Raw genomic sequence first — 20,845 nt, 5'->3', positions numbered from 1 at the left:
CTATCGTTTAACCTATAATCATTCGTGAAATCTTGCACGCAAAAAAAGCCTTTCTAAGAAATAATTAAAGAAAAATGAAATATAGGAAATATACCGTGAGTTACTTAACGAGCAGTAGATATTTAGCACTATGGTTTTATTTAGTATTGTTATTCCAATCAATCCAGTCCTCAGAAGCTAGCCTTTCGCAAACGACGGTTAAAACGATAGTAGGATCACCACCACATTTATCACTACCGTTAGAGATGAATATGGACGATTTAGACTTATTTGGTTTAAAAGTCTACAATCAAAATTATTATGGTGAGGAGGTCGATCATTTACCTCTCATGAGTAACTATCCTTTCAAAGATAAAGTTGCAATTGCTCCAATGAAATATCCAAATGAAAATGAGTTCCATGATGCTGATGGTGATGAATTAATTGGATTTGAAGCAAACGGCAATATTAAAATGGAATGGTTTTATACCAATTCAAAAAATAAATTAGTTTCGTTTGTTCCAAAAGATAATGACACATTTTGTTCTTTAGCCAAAAAAAATATAAATGCTCCGTTCAAAGTAAAATTGACAGCTGATTCTTTATTATTAGTAACTACTCATGGGCATCCTGACTACTTTGTCTATCCTAATGACGATGTAACAACACCACCGTCAAAAACTTATACCATTATGGATGATGTCGGAATTTGTTATGCTAAACCAGAAATAAAACCAAAAGAATCCAAAGCTAATGGAATATCACAATGGGATCGAGATAATGGCTTTTTACCACAATCGAGAAATGATCCTAGCAAAAACTTTCCTACAACCGGTTTTTATGGTGCGCGATTTCAGTTAAATTTGACTAATGCACAATTGGCTAAAGATTATGAGTGGTCAATTAAACAAGGTAGTGAGTTGGTACAAGTTAACAAAGACGATAAAACTCAAGAGGTCACAGTGTCATTTGATATGCCAGATGCTAAAGATCCAGCAAAAGCTTGGCAATATATAATGGGATCTGGTGATGGATATACGGTTATTGTAGAAGGAAAAAATCCCCAAAAAAATACCACTATTCAATATTCATTTACCCTCGTTAAATGGTTTACCGGTTGGGATGAAAATAAAATTGGTGAACCTGGTGCCTCTGTTACAACGGGGCCTAAAGTGGATGAAAGCTGTAGCGCCTTAGCTGGTGGAGGAAAATATCGCATAAGTTATACTAACGAAGTGGTTAATTCCAGCTTACAGGCGGCTAAAGCTAAATATACTCGAGAGATAGGCACGCTTTTCAGTGAATGGGGAGACCCTAGTCAAAAAGCATACCCAAACTCTTGGGCGGCCAATGATAAACAAGATCTTAGACACAAAAGAATTTGGTTATATGATCCGGACCAAAAAAAATACTGTGATTTACATACTTATCAAGCAGTTTATCACTGTGTCGCTGAAAGTGATTTAAAAAATGGCTTATGCACAGCAGTAGCTGAATATAACTAGCAATTTTTGATACGACTGCTTAATAACTATTAACCAACTATCCAATAATAGTTTTTTATGATTTTGGATAATTAGTACTAACAAATAACTTATTAGTTTGCAATCTATTGGTGAAAATAACCTCAATAAGATGAAGGTTATTTATTGTTCATGTAATTATTATCACTAAATTGTATAAATTATCAAATATTGAAAGACAAAATCTTAAATATTGTTATTTATCAAATATATGTTAAAAACATGAATATTTATTTATAAGTAAAATAATGATTAGTTGTCTTTGAGATCGACTAAAGAGATTGTTTGCTTTATAATCAGCGCCACAAAAACATAAAAAAAATAAAAATATCATTTTATCAAATACTTATAAATTACTAAATTAGAATGATAAAACATGAATAAAAAGGAATTTAACAGTGAATCAAATTATCGAGATGTCTGTAAAGATAATATCGTCAATGCTACTTTTATTACTAGTATCTTCCTCTAGCTATGGTTCGCTCGATTCAAAAACCGTTGAAGCTATTCATGGTAATAAGCCATTATTATCAGCAAAATTAGAAAGTAATATGAAAGACTTTGATCTTTTTGGCCTAAATACCGATGGTAAGAACTATTACGGTGATGAAGTCAAAAAAATGCCATATTCAACAAGTTATCCATTTAAAAATAACATCAAAGTCGCTCCTATAAAACTTCCTGATAATAGCCAATTTGTTGATGAGGATGGTGATCAACTATCTGCAATCGATACCAGTAGTGCAATTACCATGAAATGGTATTATACCAATGCTAAAAATCAACTTATTGAATTTGAACCAGAAGATAGCGATACATTTTGCTCATTATCAGAAAAAGGGTGGTATGCGCCTTATAAGATCAAACTAGAAGCAGATGGTGTACTATTATATACTCAATATGGACTACCTAATTCAAATCAATACCCTAATGAAAACATTATTGATAGCCCATCTAAAATGTATACCTTATTGGAAGATAATGGATTTTGTTATGCACGACCTTCGTTACAACCAAATGAAGCCCAAAGTGGCAAAAAAAACCAATGGAATAAAAATTATGGTTTCTTAATTCAATCAAATACAGAATCAAGCAATTTTCCAACTACTGCTTTTTATGGTGCGCAATTTGACCTAACGCTTGCTCAAAAAGGCATGGCCGACCAATATGATTGGCAACTGTTAAAAGGGAAAGAACTTGTCAGTGAACCAATAATCAGTGCGAGCAACGACTTTGTCACACTAAGATTTGGTACTGATAATGCAAAAAATACCTTGATAGCTTGGAATTACATCATGGGTAACAATACCGGTTATGAAGTCATTTTAGAAGGCACTCATAAAACTAATGGTTACAAAATCCGTTATGGATTCACTATAACACAATGGTATTCTGGATGGGATCTAGCTACCATAGGAACGGGTGTTAGTTCAATAGGAAAAGCATTACAAATTGCCGAAGCATGTGAGCAGTTACCAGGTAATTATCGTATTGCTAATGCAGATGAACTGAGTAACGCAGATTTCAATGCAGGAAAAGAAGCAATATTTACTCGTGAAATAGGTTCATTAATGAGTGAATGGGGTTATCCAACACAAGAATCATACCCAGACTCATGGGCTCCTGCATTAAAAGAAAATAATAAACGAAAAAGAATTTGGGTCTATGATCCGACAATGAACAAATTTTGTGACTTACATCCATATGATGGTAAATATCACTGCAAAAAAGAGAGCCAAGATAAAAATGGCTTATGTATAGCGGTCGATACTAATTAAATTTGTCATTTTATATTTAGAGCTCTATCTATTCATAGGTAGAGCTTATCATTGGCAATTTTTATTTTTCTTTGATAGCACCTATCATTATCGTTTTTACTATTAAAAACCAATTCAAAAAATATTATCCGTAATCATTGATTTTCGTTAATAAATTACCAATCACTGTTTATTAAGCATACTACATATAGTAATAAAATGATTAATAGGTACTATATATTGTATATTTTGACAATTATCAATTATCATACGCTCCATTAAAACATAAAAATGGATGATAAATGAATAATGAACAAATCAATGCTAGTAACTAAACGTGATGGAAAAAAAGAACCTATCGATCTTGATAAAATCCACAAAGTAATCACTTGGGCAGCGGAAGGATTAGATAATGTATCTGTTTCTCAAGTTGAATTACGTTCACATATTCAATTTTATGATGGTATTCGTACTTCGGACATTCATGAAACTATTATCCGTGCAGCAGCTGATCTTATCTCTCAAGATGCGCCTGATTATCAATATTTAGCAGCCCGTTTAGCTATCTTTCATTTACGTAAAAAAGCCTACAATCAATTTACACCTCCGTCACTTTATGAACATGTAAAAAAACTTGTTGCCAGCGAACGCTATGACAAACACCTTCTTGAAGATTATACTCAAGAAGAATTTGAACAAATGGATAAAATGATCGACCACTGGCGCGATATGAATTTTTCCTATGCAGCCGTCAAACAACTTGAAGGTAAATATTTGGTTCAAAATCGCGTAACCGGTGAAATTTATGAAAGTGCTCAATTCTTATATATCTTAGTTGCCGCGTGTTTATTTGCTAACTATCCAAAAGAGAGTCGTTTAGATTATATCAAACGTTTCTATGATGCCGTTTCGACATTTAAAATTTCATTGCCGACACCAATAATGGCTGGGGTTCGTACACCAACTCGCCAGTTTAGCTCGTGTGTATTAATTGAATGTGATGACAGCTTAGATTCTATCAATGCCACAGCTGGTGCGATTGTAAAATATGTTTCACAACGAGCTGGAATTGGCGTTAATGCGGGTCGTATACGAGCATTAGGTAGCTCAATTCGTGGTGGTGAAGCCTTCCATACTGGTTGTATCCCATTTTATAAATATTTCCAAACTGCAGTTAAATCATGTTCACAAGGTGGTGTTCGTGGTGGCGCAGCTACAGTATTTTATCCACTCTGGCATTTAGAAGTTGAAAGTTTATTAGTCCTACGTAATAACCGTGGCGTTGAAGAAAACCGAGTAAGACATTTAGATTATGGTGTACAAATCAATAAATTAATGTACCAACGTCTAATTAAAAATGAAAACATCTCTTTATTCAGTCCATCAGATGTGCCGGGTCTTTACGATGCTTTCTTTGCCGACCAAAACAAATTTGAAGCACTTTATCATCAATATGAACAAGATGTTAATATTCGTAAACGCGTAGTTAAAGCAGTTGAATTATTTTCATTATTAATGCAAGAACGAGCATCAACTGGCCGAATTTATATTCAAAATGTTGATCATTGTAATACTCATAGCCCATTTAATGCTCAACTGGCACCAGTACATCAATCCAATTTATGTATGGAAATTGCCCTACCAACTAAACCACTTAATAATGTTAATGATGATAAAGGTGAAATTGCACTTTGTACGTTATCTGCTTTTAATTTAGGTAAAATTGAATCTCTTGACGATTTTGAAGAGCTAGCTGATTTAACCGTTCGTGCACTAGACGCATTGCTTGATTATCAAGATTATCCGGTTCCGGCAGCTAAAACGTCATCAATAAACCGCCGCACATTAGGTATTGGTGTAATTAACTATGCCTATTATTTAGCTAAACATGGAGTTAAATATTCTGATGGTAGTGCCAATAACTTAACCCATCGCACATTTGAAGCAATGCAATATTATTTATTAAAAGCATCAAATAATTTAGCTAAAGAAAAAGGTGCCTGCCCACTATTTAGTGAAACAACCTATGCTCAAGGTATCTTACCTATCGATACTTATAAACAAGATATCGATACACTTACTAAAGAACCATTACATTATGATTGGGAATCTTTACGTCAATCAATCAAAACTTATGGTTTACGTAATTCTACTTTATCAGCATTGATGCCATCTGAAACTTCCTCGCAAATATCAAATGCCACTAATGGTATTGAGCCACCACGAGGATATGTCAGCATAAAGGCGTCAAAAGATGGTATTTTAAAACAAGTGGTACCTGAATATAAAAAATTAAAAGATTTATATGAGTTACTTTGGCAAATCCCAAATAATACAGGTTATTTGCATTTAGTCGGTATTATGCAGAAGTTTATTGATCAATCAATTTCAGCCAATACTAATTATGATCCAACTAAATTCCCTAATGATAAAGTACCAATGAAACAGCTATTAGCTGATTTATTAACAGCTTATAAATATGGTGTAAAAACCCTTTATTATCATAATACACGAGATGGTGCTGAAGATATTCAAGGTGATATTGAAGTCTCATCAAGTGATGATGGTTGTGAAGGCGGAGCATGCAAAATTTAATTGTTCTGCTTAGCCCTAAAAATAAAAGTAGCGGATAACAACTGAGTTATCCCTACTATTCCGACTTTTTACTTATCTGCACAGTAAAAAGCTTAACAAATTTCTGTTAGGAGTTCGATTATGAGCATGAATTACAGCACCTTCTCACACGTCCATAATGATCAACTTAAAGAGCCAATGTTTCTTGGTCAACCGGTAAATGTTGCTCGTTACGATCAACAAAAATATGAAATGTTCGAAAAGTTAATTGAAAAACAACTTTCTTTCTTTTGGCGTCCTGAAGAGGTCGACGTATCGCAAGATCGTATTGACTATGCAGCGCTCCCAGAACATGAAAAACATATATTTATTAGTAACTTAAAATATCAAACTCTGCTCGATTCCATTCAAGGTCGAAGTCCAAATGTGGCGTTATTACCTTTAATTTCTATTCCTGAACTTGAAACATGGATAGAAACTTGGTCATTTTCAGAAACGATTCATTCACGTTCATACACCCACATTATTCGTAATATCGTTAATGATCCATCGGTTGTATTTGACGATATTGTGACTAATAAAGAAATTCAAAAACGGGCTGGTGATATTGCAGGCTACTACGATGAATTAATTAGTTATGCTAGTTATTATAATTTGTTAGGTGAAGGTAAACACACTGTCAATAATCGAACTATCACTATTGATCTACGAGAGTTAAAAAGACGACTTTACTTATGCCTAATGAGCGTTAATGCGCTTGAAGCGATTCGTTTTTATGTGAGTTTTGCTTGCTCATTTGCCTTTGCAGAACGTGAATTAATGGAAGGTAATGCCAAAATAATCAAACTGATTGCTCGTGATGAAGCATTACATCTAACCGGTACACAGTTCATGATTAATACCCTAAGAAGCGGTGAAGATGATCCAGAAATGGCCGAAATCGCTAAAGAGTGTGAACAAGATTGTTACGACCTCTTCTTACAAGCTGCTAATCAAGAAAAAGAATGGGCTGAATATCTATTTGAAGGTGGTTCAATGATTGGTTTAAACAAAGATATTCTATGCCAATACGTTGAGTATATTACTAATATTCGTATGCAAGCGGTTGGTCTCAAATTACCATTTGAAGTAAAATCGAATCCAATTCCATGGATCAATAACTGGCTTGTTTCTGATAACGTACAGGTTGCGCCACAAGAAGCTGAAATGAGCTCATATTTAGTTGGACAAATCGATTCAGAAATTAGTGAAGATGATTTAAGCGATTTTACCTTATAATTATTAATCGCAAAAACCCCTTTCCTCAAATTTTTTATTAAAGGAACCTTATCGGTTCCTTTAATATTATTAATCCATTATGCACAACAATCATTGCTTCTACATTAAACTATCAAAGCATAATTTAACTATATTTAAAGCCTTTAATGACATCAATTCATCTGCCATAATTTTTAAGCCACTTTGATAGTAAACACGCGCGTCAAAGCATGTCGTCAATGTATCATTTGGTAGCCAAACTATTACAACACTTGTTACTCAAGATGATATTATTGCTTGAACTGAACATGAGATTTAATTGAAAAATAACTCATAAAACCTCCTAAAGCAAAGACCTACTAATGTAGGTCTTTTTTAATGATTTTATTAATTCTATTAATTAGGAAAAATTATTTTTGCTCAACAGGTTGGACCCACATTTGCTTATTTTTAAAATCAATTTTAACTCTGTTTTTACTTAAAAAGTCAGCGCCTAATAATCCGTCAGATTGAAATTCATTAGGAAATGAATCAATTATTATTGGCAGAACGCTATCATTCGCGACATTATTTACATCAAGTGATATAGATTTAAAATTATCTTCAGGATCGCTTATTTTAATTGATTCCGATGACAGGGATTGTTCTTTGATGAGTGATACTGTCGCCCCTGTATCTAAAACCATTTTATAATTCTTTATACCATCGGACAGATTAACAACCAAACCTTCACCATTTAAATCGAAGGGGATAGCAACCCAGTTTGGATTTAAGTCGGTTGAAGTATCATCGGATATTGTTAAATTACTTTCCGGATAATTGATAGTTAATACATAATTATCAAACAATTTAAGGCCAATAACAGCTTTAAATGCATTGCTATCCTCACTATTATCATTATCCATCGGATCACTCGAAATAAATAACCCCCAGTCTTTATATTCAACCACTTGCACATTATTAAAGATAAAAGAATTTAACACTAACTTATCGATGATAAATGCTCGCAGTTCTGTGACATTACCAGAAAGATCAGTATTTCTGATTTTTTCAGGTTTTTCGGTTTTATTAGGAATCTTATTAATTAAATCCATGGGTAGATGTAAAGCTATTTTCGAACCCGTATCCAATGTCATGGCAATTTTTTCACCTTGAAAATCCATCATGATTAAAGGTAAATTATATTTGTCATCAAAATTTAAATCCCAAGTGACTTCAGCACTTTGTGCAAAGTGACTGATAAACAACATAATTAAAAATAGTATTTTTTTATTCACTTAACTTACCTCATTGTATTCCCATTCCTAATGTCTCTTTTTGATTTGAAATTATTAAAAATATTTATTATTTATCCTTTGTTTTTTAGCCATTTTAATCGTTTCTAATTGATATACAACAATATAATGTCTATATCGTGATTTTTTTTCGTACTACTGATTATGGAATGTTCTTTATTGCCCGATCACCCAATACTCGGATGTTATTATTGCCAGAACGGAAAATGTTATTTAAACAACAGATAATCGACCTTTATCTACTAGCTAAACCACTCAGTAAGCTAATAGAATAAAAAATCAAGCTTAACTGATTTAATACTCTTATTTACCCGCAATAAATCATATTTGATGGTATAGACTTCTCAATTATTTTTACAAAATCTTAAATAATACATTTTATAAGCATGTGGCATAACTATTTTTATCAACTCGTTTTTATTGTTAATAATTCTAAATAAATTGTGTCATGGAACATTCACATTAAGTTATTTAACTTACTATTTTTCCTAAATAAACACTATTTGACGGTATAGACTCCTCAATTATTTTTACAAAAAATATTTACTCATCAATTTTAAAAGTCGCGAATGGATTGAATAAACGTTATTGCTTAATGTTATTGTATGAAAACTGTTGTCATTCCAGCTTGACACTGCTTTAAAATCGGTGGACGATATAACAATTCGATTTTGCTAATTTGATATGATGACTATGACTGATGCGCATTTGTTTTATTCTATCTCTCCGCTTGATTTTAGTGATGAGCAAATAACTGTCCCCTATCTAAAACAGCAACTAAATGCGTTTCAACAATGGTCAGTGACCCAATTTAAAAATAACGCCGATATTGATGACTTAGTTCATCTGCGCAGTCAGTTTATTGATCAGCTACTTCAACGATTATGGCATTATTATCGAATTCCCGAACAAGTTTCATCGCTGTTTAAACAAAATCGCATTGCACTGATTGCAGTTGGTGGTTATGGTCGAACCGAACTTCATCCATTATCCGATATTGATATTTTGATACTAAGTGATAACTCACTAACCAAACAACTGGAAAAACAAATTGGTGATTTAGTCCGTCTACTTTGGGATCTGCATTTTGATATTGGCCACAGCGTTAGAACGTTAAAAACCTGCTTGCAAGAAGCTAAAAATGATATCACTATCATGACAAACTTAATTGAATCAAGATTAATTGCCGGAAGTGAGTCATTACTTAATAAGCTCCGCAGTGAAATTTTTAGCGATAAAATCTGGCCTTCTCCAGCTTTTTATCAAGCCAAAATGCAAGAGCAACAAGAAAGACACCAACAATATCACAGCACTACCTATAATTTAGAGCCAGATCTAAAAAATAGTCCAGGTGGTTTACGTGATATGCAAATCATCCAATGGGTTGCAATCCGACATTTTGGCGGAGAGTTTTTAAAAAAAATTGCCCAGTTTGACTATTTAACGCCAGAAGAAGTGGCCGAATTTAAGACTTGCCGCAAATTTTTATGGCGCATGCGCTTTGCGCTTCACTGCGTGATCAACCGCTATGACAATCGTTTATTATTCGATCGTCAACTAAGTATCGCTAAAATGTTGGGCTATAGTGGTGAAGGCAATACACCGGTTGAAAATATGATGCATGATTATTATCGTGTTGCGCATAATATTACCGAACTCAACCAAATGCTTTTACAACTATTTGATGAGTCATTATTAAAACGTTACTCATCACAAAAGACCTATGATATTGATCAACATTTTCAAGTCAGAGGCAACCTAATTGATGTTAAACATAACAGCGTGTTTACTGATAACCCGCTGATGATCCTCAATCTGTTTTATACAATTTTGCTTAATCCGCAAATTACAGGATTATATTCTAATACGATTAGGCAACTTCGTTCTGCAAGACGAAGACTCAATTATTTACTTAGTGAAACGCCAGAAGCAAGAACATTGTTTATGAAAATCATCAAACATCCAGATGCAATTAAAAAAGCCATTTTGCCAATGCATCAATATGGTATTTTGGCGGTGTATATACCTGGTTGGCAGCAAATCTCAGGCATGATGCAATTTGATCTGTTTCATGCTTATACGGTCGACGAACATACTATCCGCTTATTGCTAGAACTCGATCGTTTAAAAACCGAAGTGGGTAAAGAAAAACATCCTAATAGTTCAACTGTATTTGCCAAACTATCTAAACCTGAATTACTGGTAATAACGGGATTATTCCATGATATTGGCAAAGGTCGACATGGTGATCACTCGGAAATAGGCGCTAAATTAGTCGAATCTTTTTGTCAATTACATGAACTCGATGCGAAAGATACCGATTTGATTGTTTGGTTAGTTCGTTATCATTTATTGATGTCGGTAACTGCGCAAAGTCGAGATCTCCAAGATCCCGATGTTATTCGCGAATTTATTCAATTAGTAAAAAGCAAACGCCGTTTACATTATTTACTCTGTTTAACGGTTGCCGATGTTTGTGCTACTAATGAAACCTTATGGAATAGTTGGAAGCAGAGCTTAATGCGTGAGCTCTACTTAACCGCTAAACGATCATTTGATTCGGGCATTCATCAAATACCAGAACAACGAAGTGTTGCTCGTCAACATAAACAACAAGCACTAACTGAATTGCTGGCACAAAATTACGACGAGCAAATGATAAAAAACCTTTGGCAAGATTATCGTGTCGATTACTTTTTGCGCTATAGCGCTGAACAGATCGTTTGGCACGCTCAACTATTATTAAATCATGATTTGAATCAAACATTAGTTTCGATTAATTCCAATCCATATCATGGTGGCAGCGAAATCATCATCTACTCATCTGATAGACCTTTTTTATTTGCCGCAGCATGTAATGCGTTAAGTATGTTAAATTTGAGTATTCATGATGCATTGATTATTACTAATAAAAATGGATTTGCATTAGATACCTTTATTGTGCTTGAACCTAATGGGCAAATTGTGCCAGAAAATCGACATCAAGATATTATCCAAGCGCTACATAAAGTACTACATCAATCAGTCTACAAAGGCGTGACAATAAAACCGGCTAAACAGCGACTACGTTCGTTTTCTGTACCAACACAAGTCAACTTTATTTCGTCATTTAACGAAAACCAAACTTATATGGAACTCATTGCGCTTGATAAACCGGGTTTACTTGCTTGTGTTGGTGAAGTGTTTGCAAAATTAGACTTATCGCTAAGCAGTGCTAAAATAGCCACAATTGGCGAACATATTGAAGATCTGTTTATTCTAACCGATAAACACAATAAAGCCCTTGATGATAACACCTGTCAAAAACTAACCGAATCGATAGTTGAAACTATTGATTCAATAAATTAATTAACCAAAAAGTTTAAAGTTAAAATTATGCAATTTTTCCTTATTTTGTTTCCTATTTTTTGTATTTTTATTGTTGGATTTATTGGTCAAAAGATTCTTAATTTTGATGTTGCTAATCTCTCAAAAATGTCGCTATATGTGTTATCACCCTTTTTGGCATTTAAAACATTTTATACACATACCTTAACCAGCGATTATTTAATCTATATTGCTTATCTCATTGGACTCTGTTTTTCCTTGGTTCTTATTGTCAGCATCTGGTCAATGATAATGAAGTATTCGGTCAAACAACGCTGTGCAATGATTTTGAGTTCGTGTTTTATGAACAATGGTAATTATGGTACACCAGTACTACTGGTTTTTTTTGGCACGATCGGTTTTGATCTAGGTGTCATAATGATGGTGTTACAACAATTTGTTATGAGCACTGTTGGCATCTATTATGCAGCCAAGGGCAGCACACATAGTGATATTGTCAGTCAAAAAGATGTCATTAACAAAGTAATTAGAATGCCGGTTGCCTATGGTGCCTTTGCTGGTATTCTTTTCCAACTGTGTCAAATACCATTATCAAAATCGATTATGACTTCAATTAGTATGATCGGTGATTCTTCCATTGTGATAATTATGATTATTTTGGGCATGCAATTGGCCAAAATCAAAATTAAACAACTTGATTATCCAAAACTTTCTTTTGCTTTAGTAACGAGGATGGTTATATCTCCGCTGGTCGCTTTTGCCATGGTCTATTTTATGCCTATTACCCCAATGGCAAAACAAATCCTTATTGTTCTAGCGGCAATGCCAAGTGCGGCCAATACCACATTAATGTCAGTTCAATTTGATACTAACCCAGCACTGGTATCAAGTGCTACTTTAGTCAGTACTTTATTGAGTTTAATTACATTACCAATCGTACTCTCTTTAGTTGGTGCACCAATTCCCTTTTAAATAGAAGCGATGCCTTAAAGAGTTTGAAAATCAGCTAGCTAAATCCTGATTAATCGTCAGGATTTAGTTTTGATAAAATTTAATCGTTATTCAGCCACTCTTGCTCAAATTGATTAACAAATTCAACTAAAATTTTATGCCGTTGTTCAGCAATCCGTTTAGCTGTGTCAGTATTCATTATATCTTTGAGTAAAAATAGTTTTTCATAGAAGTGATTAATTACTGTATTGGGCTGTTTGTAATTGTCTTCATTAAGTTTCGTTCGCGGTGGAATGTTTGGATCGTGCATAATATTATGTTTATTACCACCATAATAAAAAGTACGGCCAATACCTATTGCGCCAATAGCATCAAGACGGTCAGCATCTTGAACTATTTGTCCTTCCAACGATAACTCGTTTTTTTGCAAAAGATTTTTCCGATAAGACATATTTTCGATAATAGCAAAAATAGCGTTAATCTCGTTAGTGGTTATCTTTAATAATTGCAGATAATCACGCAATTCAATTATTGCTTTATCAACATCCTCAACCACTTTCTCATCAATGACATCATGCAAGTAAGCACTCATCAATACAATAAATGCATCTGCTTGTGGCTGATCATTAAGGATTTTTTCGGCTAATTTTACAACTCGTTCAATATGCGCCATATCATGACCCGAAAAATCATGCGAAAGCTTTTGTCGAACAAATAGTTTAATCGAATTAAGAATTAGTTGTTGTTGGGCAGTTATTCGGTTGGTCATTTTATTAGCTTAATTAAAAATAGTAATGATAGATTATATTTGATCGAGATATTATGTATATTACCGCAGTTAAAATCTAATCGCTATTGATGGTTTTAGTTAATACTTTATCAATCAGTCATTTATTCTTGCATAAAACCAGAAAAATCAATTTAAAATGAGTTAAAAATTATATTTAATATCATTATTGATGATTATTTAGACTGATTTGCCAAAAATTCCTTGCATTTAATGTTTTTTTTATATTTTTTTTAATTTCTTTCGATTGTTTTCACTAATTACGAAAGGTAGAATGCTCCAATCACAATTTATTATCAATGCAAATAACTGGAGTTGATTAAGTGAAAATATCAGCACGCAAAGTTTTGCCTTGGCAACTTATAGAATGTTTCACTCGATATCGTCAATTTATCGCTCTACTATTTGGACTCACTATTTTTTGTATCGCACTGGTTGTGTGTTGGCATTTATTACAATCAATTAACCTTAGCGATTTACAATCAGCTCTGCATAAACTGCCTTACCATGCAATTTTACTAGCATGTCTATCGGCGATAGCGAGTTATATTATGTTGATGGGTTATGAATGGTCAGCCGCACGATATGCAGGCGTTGATTTAAAACCATCGACAATAGCTACTGGTGCAATTTGTGCCTCCGCCATTGGTAATGCAGTCGGGTTATCCGCCCTATCCGGCGGTGCAATTCGTTGTCGGCTCTACTTTAAATATGGATTAACCACCATAGATGTTGCTCGCATGTCGATTTTTGTTAGCCTTTCGTTAGGCCTTACATTACCTTTAATTGCCACAATTGCTGCATTAATACATATACAAAATACCATGCTAGCGCTACATATCTCGGTAATCACTATTGAATTAATCGCTAGTGCAGTATTGATCATTTATGCTGGTGTATTGTTATTTTTACATGCGCACCGATTAGCAGAAAAACCCAATAAAGATACTTGGCTATATCAAATTTTCCATTGGCAGATCCGTTTACCTAACTGGCAATTAGCCAGTGGACAATTTTTAATTACCTTAATCGATGCCATTTTAGCCGGTGCTATTCTCTATTTTTTACTCCCGAATCAACCAAACTTTATTACCTTTATTATGATTTATATCTTGGCATTAGTTGCTGGGATACTTAGTCATGTTCCTGGTGGAGTTGGCATATTTGAAGCGGTTATATTAGCGGCATTTTCATCACAAATTGATACTGCATCATTAACGGTTGCTTTGGTCATTTACCGTCTAATTTATATCATATTACCATTGATTCCTGCCGGAATTTTACTGCTAATTAACGAAGGAAAACACTTGTTAACCGCGCCACAAGTTAAGGAAACCGATACCGGTATTGCGGCAACGATTATGGCCACCACGGTATTTTTTGCCGGAGCAGTCATGATGTTTTCAAGTGTTACACCTGGCTTTAATCATGATTTCGTCAGCACTTTTTTTCCGAAAAAAATTGTCAATTTTGCTCATTTAACCGCAAGTTTAATCGGAATTTTATGCCTACTAATGGCGGTAGGATTACGTCGCAGACTTTATTCGGCATGGGGAGTATCGGTTATTTTGTTGATATTAGGCAGTATCTGCTCGTTGCTAAGAGGTTTACACTGGATCGAAGCAGCGACATTATTAGTAATAGCCATACTATTAATCAATTTTAGACATGCTTTTTATCGTAAAAGCCGATTAAGTATTTTACCTTTCTCACTAAAATCCTTTGTAGTCAGTTTTGGTTTAATTGCCTTATTTGTTTGGCTAATCTTATTTATTTATCAAGATATTCCTTACAGCCATGATTTATGGTGGCAATTTGAGTTAGATAGCCGAGTTCCCCGAGCATTACGTGCAGCATTAGGTAGTTTTATCTTATTGAGTAGCGTAATGTTATTTTGGTCATTTAAACCAGCATTACCTATCTTAACGATTCCTACTGAAGAGGAATTAAGTGAAGCCTATCAAATCATGCTTAACTCAAAACAACCTGAAGGCGGATTAGCGATGAGTGGTGATAAGTCACTGCTCTTCAATCAATCACATACTGCTTTCATTATGTATGCAAGGCGAGGAAGAAGCATGGTTGCGCTATATGATCCTATTGGCAATGATAGCGCTGCTCGGGCTGATTTAATCTGGGCATTTAGAGATCTTTGTGATCAACACCATTTACGTCCGGTTTTCTACCAAGTTAAAGCAAACAATTTACCATTTTATATGGATATTGGTCTTCGAATTGTCAAACTTGGTGAAGAAGCCTTAGTTAATTTAAAAGAGTTTGATTTAACCTCTAAGGGATATAAAGATCTTCGATATACTTGGAACCGTGGGCTACGGGATGGGCTTAGTTTAAGATTTTATCCACCGGGTACTGCACCAATTGATGAATTGAAAGCCGTCTCCGATTCATGGTTAAAAAATAAACATACCAAAGAGAAAAAATTCTCATTAGGGGCTTTTTCTAAATCCTATTTAGATAATTTCACGGTTGCCGCAATTGAATATCAGGGGAAAATTATTGCTTTTGTGAATTTATTAGAAACCAAGCAAAACTATAGTGCTAGTATTGATCTAATGCGAGTTTTACAAGATATTCCAAAATCGACCATGGAGTTTTTAATGGTTGGTTTAATTTTACATTATAAAGAAAAAGGTTATCAGTATTTTAGTTTGGGAATGGTACCACTTGCCGGCATGCAAAGAAGACGTGGTGCACCAATGATCCAACGTTTAGGCGCATTAGTCTTTCGCCGAGGTGGCCGATTTTATAACTTCCAAGGCCTACGCCAGTTTAAAGAAAAATTTGCAACGCATTGGCAACCCCGTTATATGGCGGTTCCTGCCGGACTCGACCCCTTAGTTGCTTTAATTGATACTACCATGTTAATTTCAGGTGGCAAAACAACATTAACTAACCAGAAGAACTAATCAAATGAAAAAAATCATACTTTATGTTTTATTATTCATTATTTTAGTATTCATTACATTTTGTATTGCTAAAGGTTGGTACAGTTATAAAAACCAACGAACTGCTTCGGTTAATACTTTTACAATTAATCAAAACTTTACTATCTTATCTGCTAGCCCTAGACAGTCAGCAGAAGCTTCAGCAATAATTGTTGCGACACAAGATAATCACTTTACCGCTAATCAATTATTAACCTTATCTGAATCAATGGGTGCTAAATTGGTGCAATTTGAATTACAACCACAAGGAAGTTGTGCCGAACAACAAACACGCTTTGAACAAGCGAAGAAGATCTTAAATGAGGATAAATTTACTGTTGCCGGCATGCAAGAAGGTGCAGCTTTCGCTTATCGTTGGTTAAGCAAACAACAAGATGATGATGCTAAAGCTTTATCCATTGAGTTTACTTTAGATCATAAAGATTGCGACGCACCTTTACCTGCACAGGCCAGCCATGGAACATGGCAGGTTATTTGGAACAATCCACCTGATGAACAAGTGGCTATTTTCCCTCGCCAACAAAAACAGATTAAAGTAACCACCTCAATTGGTGAGTATCAAGCGTCACCAACCGAACTATTAAGTTTACATTTATCATCTATTTTATTTGGTGAACATGAACCATTACCTGTGATTGAATTGCCAGCTAAAGGTAATCCACAACATCCGAATAGTGTTACCTTTTATTATTCAGGTGATGGTGGTTGGCGAGATTTAGATAAAGTTTCAGCAGAATATATGGCTGCACATGGTTACTCGGTGGTTGGTGTCGATGCATTAAAACTTTTTTGGCAACATCGCTCGGTTGAACGTAGTGCTAAAGATCTTACTTATTTAATGCAGGAATACCGTGATAAATGGGGGGTGAATAAATTTGTACTAGCGGGTTATTCTTTTGGGGGTGACATCTTACCAGCACTATATAATCGCTTATCCAAAGCAGATCAACAAAGCGTTCAAGCATTGATTATGATTGCTTTTTCTAAAGATGCTAATTTTGAAATAGAAGTTAGTGGTTGGCTGGGGCAATCTGGTGATGAAATGAAAACAGCACCAGAGGTTGCGCAGATTCCGGAAAAGAAATTATTCTGTATCTATGGTGCAGAAGAGAAAGACGATAGCGGTTGCCTACAACCAGAGATGAAAGGCGAAGCATTTCAACTACCGGGTGGGCATCATTTTGATGAAAATTATCCGCACTTAGGGCAAATTATTATGCAAGCTATCGACAAACGTATGCAATAAATGTGGCACTTTAGGTATTATTTTTAAAATAAAAGCATTAATAAAAAATTATAAAAATATTAATGCTTTTTAAGTTTGATTTTACCTTCTGATAAGAATACGCCACCAAGTGTAAATAAGGTACCTATTGCCGCAATCCATGTAAAAGGTTCATCTAAAATTAATACTGCATTAATAATTGTCAAAATTGGCACTAAATAGATATAGATGCTAATTTTGACCGCCCCCACTAATTTTACAGCATAGTTCCAAGAAGCAAAGCAGATAGCTGAAGCTCCGACGCCTAAAAATAAGATATTCATTAAGTTTATTGGTTGCTCAAATCGAGAAAAATTCCATTCAAAACCAAATAAATACAGTGCGGGTAACATAAACATTAGACCGTAAAAAAAGAATCTTCGCGTCAATAAAATAATATTGTAACCATAGTTACTACTTTTTTTAGTTAAAATTGAATAACACGCCCAAAATAGGCAAGCAAACACCGCCAGTAAATCACCAAGCGGATTAACCGATAATACAAACTGACCATTGAAGCTAATTAAGGCTATACCTATCATGCCGAATAGACAGCCAATATAAAATACTTTCGCTGGTTTTTCAGCCTTAAGGAAGAAGATGGCCAATATAGCAGTAAAGACTGGAGCTAGTGTGGTGATCACACCAACATTTGATGCGGTAGTATAGGTTAAAGCAATATTTTCACAAAGAAAATAACAAGTGACACCACAAAATCCAGCGCCAAGGAACATCAACTCTTGTTTAATCCCCTGCCAGGCGAAAAAGCGAGGGGCTAATAACCAAAGCGTGATATAGCCTAAGGTAAATCGGAAAAAGAGAATTTCAATAGGTTTAAAATCTGTCAGTAAAACTTTGGTGGCAATATAAGTGATTCCCCAAATAAACACTGTCATGAGTGCTATTAGGTGGCCTTTTGTCCTTGATGAAAATAACATAAAAATTCTCTCTGCTCACTTATTAGTATTTAAGCACCATCCATTACCTTATTACTTAGTTACCAGACTAAATATACCAAATAAATTGAGAATAGATAAAAGGCTTGATAATAATAAAAATAACACTATTTATTAGAATAATGAAAATCGCTAGATATTAACTTGCTGTTAATAATTGTTCAATATATTTTCATATATCGATTATTTATGTAGATTATATAATTCTATAGCAGGACTAGTTAGCACTAATAAAAATTGTAGGCAAAAAAAATCCACTCAAAAATGAGTGGAGGGCAAAAAAATGAATTAACGTAATCTGAATATATAGACAGACTAAATCACAAAAAGTTCCAATTAATTTCAAAAAAATTTAATATTTTTCTAAAAAACATTCTATTATATTGATTTATATAAATAATTATTTTAAAAAATATTTAAAAAAATATAAATATTTCTCATTTTTCAGCACATAAAAACTAATTTGCTTAAAACTTAATTTCATTGCAAATTTAAATAAGCTAACGCTATACTGCGCTAAAAATAGTCTATATAGCTATATAGGAGTATTTATGAAAAAGAATGTTGTTTTATTTAGTAAAATTCCAGCTGATCAGCAAGAAAGACTAGCGCAAGCTTTCAATCTAACACTATTTCAAGGTGATCCCAAAACCGATATTAGTGAATTTATCCAAATATTAGCCAATGCTGACGGTATGATTGGATCTAATATTCCAACTCGAATTGATGATAGTTTTTTGCAACAAACGCCTAAATTAAAAGCGGCGGCGACAATTTCAGTCGGTTTTGATAATTATGATTTGCTTGCTTTGAAAAAACATGGCGTCCGATTAATGAATACTCCGAAAGTTCTCACTGAAAGTACCGCTGATCTCATTTTTACCCTACTCATGGCTACCGCTCGTCGAACCGTTGAATTATCTAATCTTATTCATAATGGAGGTTGGAATAAAAGCATCACACCTGAATACTTTGGTACAGATATTTATGGTAAAACCATTGGTATTTTAGGCATGGGCCGTATTGGTCAAGCCATAGCTAAACGAGCACATTGTGGTTTTGATATGAACATCATATATTATAATCGTTCAGCCAATACCCATGTTGAACAAGCCTATCATGCTAAACGTCTTGAACTAGATGATGTCCTTAAACAAGCTGACTTTGTTGTTATCATTTTACCGCTAACCGATCAAACAAAACGACTTATTACTAAACAAAAATTAGCGTTAATGAAATCATCAGCTATCCTTATCAATGGCGCTCGAGGTGCGATAATTGATGAACAAGCGCTCTATGAAGCATTAAAAAACAAAACAATTAAGGCTGCTGGCTTAGACGTTTTTGAAGTTGAACCATTAGCCAAAGATTCGCCATTATTAAAACTTGATAATGTTTTATTATCACCACATGTCGGTTCAGCAACCACTGAAACTCGGTATGCCATGGCCAAATGCGCTGTTGATAACATTATTTCTGCGTTAAAACCAGAACAACCAACTGAAAATTGGGTTAATCCAGAAGTCGGGTAACTTGTATTACTGCTTGAATTCACCTATAATGCCCCAATATTGTCTATAAACAACAATCACAATTGGGGCTGATTCTGGATTCGACGGGATTTGCGAAACCCAAGGTGCATGCCGAGGTGCGGTAGGCCTCGTAAATAAACCGCAAAAAAATAGTCGCAAACGACGAAAACTACGCACTAGCAGCTTAATAACCTGTATAGAGCCTTCTCTCCCTAGCCTCCGCTCGTAGGACGGGGATCAAGAGGAGTCAAACCTAAACGAGATCGTGTGGAAGCCTTGCTTGGGGCGGAAGCATTAAATTTAATCAAGCTAGTTTATCAGTGGCGTGTTTGTCCGCAGCGGGTAAGCGAAATTTAAAGACAAACTACGCATGTAGTACCAAGGATGTAGAGATTTCGGACGCGGGTTCAACTCCCGCCAGCTCCACCAACAAAAACCATATAAAATCAAATGATTAAAAATTAACGCGCTGTTTCTATATATAAATCGACTACACACGAACTATATTAACGCCCAGAAATGCACATAATTTATGCATGCCGTTATTTTCATTCGAACTAACCCACTGAATTTCATGCCAATAATTTACTATTTAATGACTTCCTTTTAAATCCTTTAAAACATATCAAACCAAAAGATAACATTAACCTGTATTTGGAAATATATATCCCAAAGTG

General features: G+C 34.4%; 12 protein-coding genes and 1 other RNA gene. 10 read left to right on the top strand and 3 right to left on the bottom strand.

All coding sequences use genetic code 11. The features are described from left to right. The first annotated feature begins 95 nt into the window (after window positions 1-95). From RAM17_RS03655 to nrdB, 4 genes are all read left to right on the top strand, one after another. Complete coding sequence (locus RAM17_RS03655; protein ID WP_110448484.1) at window positions 96-1,484, top strand: hypothetical protein; 1,389 nt, start codon at window positions 96-98, stop codon at window positions 1,482-1,484. Window positions 1,485-1,900: 416 nt separating this feature from the next. Next, complete coding sequence (locus tag RAM17_RS03650; RefSeq protein ID WP_146208346.1) at window positions 1,901-3,280, top strand: hypothetical protein; 1,380 nt, start codon at window positions 1,901-1,903, stop codon at window positions 3,278-3,280. A gap of 288 nt (window positions 3,281-3,568) precedes the next feature. Then, on the top strand, window positions 3,569-5,854 hold the full coding sequence (gene nrdA, locus RAM17_RS03645; RefSeq protein WP_110448486.1) for a class 1a ribonucleoside-diphosphate reductase subunit alpha: 2,286 nt from the start codon (window positions 3,569-3,571) through the stop codon (window positions 5,852-5,854). Between the two features lie 126 nt (window positions 5,855-5,980). Next, window positions 5,981-7,111, top strand: coding sequence for a class Ia ribonucleoside-diphosphate reductase subunit beta (gene nrdB / locus RAM17_RS03640; RefSeq protein WP_110448536.1), 1,131 nt, complete (start codon window positions 5,981-5,983; stop codon window positions 7,109-7,111). A 389-nt stretch (window positions 7,112-7,500) separates the two neighbouring features. Here nrdB and RAM17_RS03635 read toward each other — a convergent pair whose 3' ends face one another. Next, window positions 7,501-8,367 carry a hypothetical protein gene (locus RAM17_RS03635; protein ID WP_110448487.1) on the bottom strand — a complete coding sequence of 289 codons (867 nt, stop codon included), beginning with the start codon at window positions 8,365-8,367 and terminating at the stop codon, window positions 7,501-7,503. A gap of 711 nt (window positions 8,368-9,078) precedes the next feature. Between RAM17_RS03635 and glnD the strand changes: the two genes are divergently transcribed. Both glnD and RAM17_RS03625 read left to right on the top strand, forming a co-directional pair. Beyond that, entirely contained in the window at window positions 9,079-11,733 is a 2,655-nt protein-coding gene (gene glnD / locus RAM17_RS03630; RefSeq protein ID WP_181414695.1) for a bifunctional uridylyltransferase/uridylyl-removing protein GlnD, read from the top strand. A gap of 27 nt (window positions 11,734-11,760) precedes the next feature. Further along, window positions 11,761-12,684, top strand: coding sequence for an AEC family transporter (locus RAM17_RS03625; RefSeq protein WP_086362308.1), 924 nt, complete (start codon window positions 11,761-11,763; stop codon window positions 12,682-12,684). A gap of 79 nt (window positions 12,685-12,763) precedes the next feature. On the opposite strand, the gene RAM17_RS03620 is transcribed toward RAM17_RS03625, so the two are convergent. Then, a complete protein-coding gene (locus RAM17_RS03620; RefSeq protein WP_110448489.1) occupies window positions 12,764-13,432 on the bottom strand; it encodes an HD domain-containing protein in 669 nt (222 codons plus the stop codon). 341 nt (window positions 13,433-13,773) lie between these two features. Between RAM17_RS03620 and mprF the strand changes: the two genes are divergently transcribed. Both mprF and RAM17_RS03610 read left to right on the top strand, forming a co-directional pair. Continuing rightward, window positions 13,774-16,377 (top strand): bifunctional lysylphosphatidylglycerol flippase/synthetase MprF, encoded by a 2,604-nt coding sequence (gene mprF / locus RAM17_RS03615; RefSeq protein WP_220000098.1) that lies wholly within the window; start codon window positions 13,774-13,776, stop codon window positions 16,375-16,377. A gap of 4 nt (window positions 16,378-16,381) precedes the next feature. Beyond that, window positions 16,382-17,662, top strand: coding sequence for a virulence factor family protein (locus tag RAM17_RS03610; RefSeq protein WP_110448490.1), 1,281 nt, complete (start codon window positions 16,382-16,384; stop codon window positions 17,660-17,662). 59 nt (window positions 17,663-17,721) lie between these two features. On the opposite strand, the gene RAM17_RS03605 is transcribed toward RAM17_RS03610, so the two are convergent. Beyond that, entirely contained in the window at window positions 17,722-18,576 is an 855-nt protein-coding gene (locus RAM17_RS03605) for a DMT family transporter (protein WP_220000099.1), read from the bottom strand. A gap of 611 nt (window positions 18,577-19,187) precedes the next feature. On the opposite strand from RAM17_RS03605, the gene RAM17_RS03600 reads away from it, so the two are divergent. Together RAM17_RS03600 and ssrA are read left to right on the top strand one after the other, a co-directional pair. Next, entirely contained in the window at window positions 19,188-20,168 is a 981-nt protein-coding gene (locus RAM17_RS03600; protein ID WP_110448492.1) for a 2-hydroxyacid dehydrogenase, read from the top strand. Between the two features lie 64 nt (window positions 20,169-20,232). Beyond that, window positions 20,233-20,597: a transfer-messenger RNA gene (ssrA, locus tag RAM17_RS03595) on the top strand. Window positions 20,598-20,845 lie beyond the last annotated feature (248 nt).

Source organism: Gilliamella apis (assembly GCF_030758615.1).
Classification (GTDB): Bacteria; Pseudomonadota; Gammaproteobacteria; order Enterobacterales; family Orbaceae; genus Gilliamella; species Gilliamella apis_A.
The sequence above is the reverse complement of the archived record's forward strand: the minus strand, read 5'-3'. Positions and strand labels throughout refer to the sequence as shown.